Raw genomic sequence first — 1262 nt, 5'->3', positions numbered from 1 at the left:
GTGTCCAGGACGAACGAAGCGGCCGTGAAACACAGCACCAGAGCCGGAGTGACCAGAATGTAACAAGCGGCGAACTTGATCTCCCGCGTGCCGATCTTCTTCCCCAGATACTCCGGAGTCCGGCCCACCATCAGCCCCGCCAGGAACACCGCGATCACCGCCATCACCAGCATCCCGTACAGACCGGAACCCACACCGCCCGGCGCGATCTCACCCAGCTGCATCCCCAGCATCGTGATCCCGCCACCGAAACCCGTGTACGACGAATGGAACGAGTTCACCGCACCCGTCGACGTCAGCGTCGTCGCCACCGCGAACAGCGAGGAACCAGCGATCCCGAAACGGGTCTCCTTGCCCTCCATCGCCCCGCCGGCCAGCTCGAACGCCGCCCCCCGGTGCGCGAACTCCGTCCACATCATCAACGCCGTGAACCCGAGCCAGATCACACCCATCGCACCCAGGATCGCGTAACCCTGCCGCAGCGAACCCACCATCCGGCCGAACGTCCGCGTCAACGCGAACGGAATCACCAGAATCAGATAGATCTCAAACAGATTCGACAACCCGTTCGGGTTCTCGAAGGGATGCGCCGAGTTCGCGTTGAAATACCCGCCGCCGTTCGTCCCCAGCTCCTTGATGACCTCCTGCGAGGCCACCGCACCACCGTTCCACTGCTGGACCCCGCCCGCGAACTGACCCACCTCATGGATCCCCGCGAAATTCTGGATCGCACCACACGCCACCAGAACCAGCGCACCCACCACCGAGATCGGCAGCAGAATCCGCACCGTCCCCCGGACCAGATCCGCCCAGAAATTACCCAGCTCACCCGTCCGCGACCGGGCGAACCCCCGCACCAGCGCCACCGCGACCGCGATACCCACCGCCGCCGACACGAAGTTCTGCACCGCCAGGCCACCGGTCTGCACCACATGACCCATCGCCTGCTCACCGTAATACGACTGCCAGTTCGTGTTCGCCACGAACGACGCCGCCGTATTGAACGCCTGATCAGGATCGATCGACACAAACCCCAAAGACCCCGGCAGCGACCCCTGCACCCGCTGCAGCAGATACAGGAACAGCACACTCACCAAAGAGAACGACAGGACCCCCCGCAGATACGCCGGCCAGCGCATCTCCACCGACGGATCCGCACCGATCGCCTTGTAGACCCACCGCTCCACCCGCAGATGACGGCCAGAGCCGTACACCCGGGCCATGTGATCACCCAACGGCCGGTACGACAGACCCAGCGCCAC

The 1262-nt window shown here is 64.4% G+C and carries 1 protein-coding gene; it reads right to left on the bottom strand.

Annotated features, from left to right (window positions below):
- Window positions 1–1262: potassium-transporting ATPase subunit KdpA (gene kdpA / locus ACIRQY_RS35635; RefSeq protein ID WP_403933017.1), on the bottom strand; the 1262-nt coding region annotated here is incomplete at its 3' end.

Origin of the sequence: Streptomyces sp. NPDC101490 (genome assembly GCF_044767145.1) — a bacterium.
GTDB lineage: Bacteria > Actinomycetota > Actinomycetes > Streptomycetales > Streptomycetaceae > Streptomyces.
The sequence above is the reverse complement of the archived record's forward strand: the minus strand, read 5'-3'. Positions and strand labels throughout refer to the sequence as shown.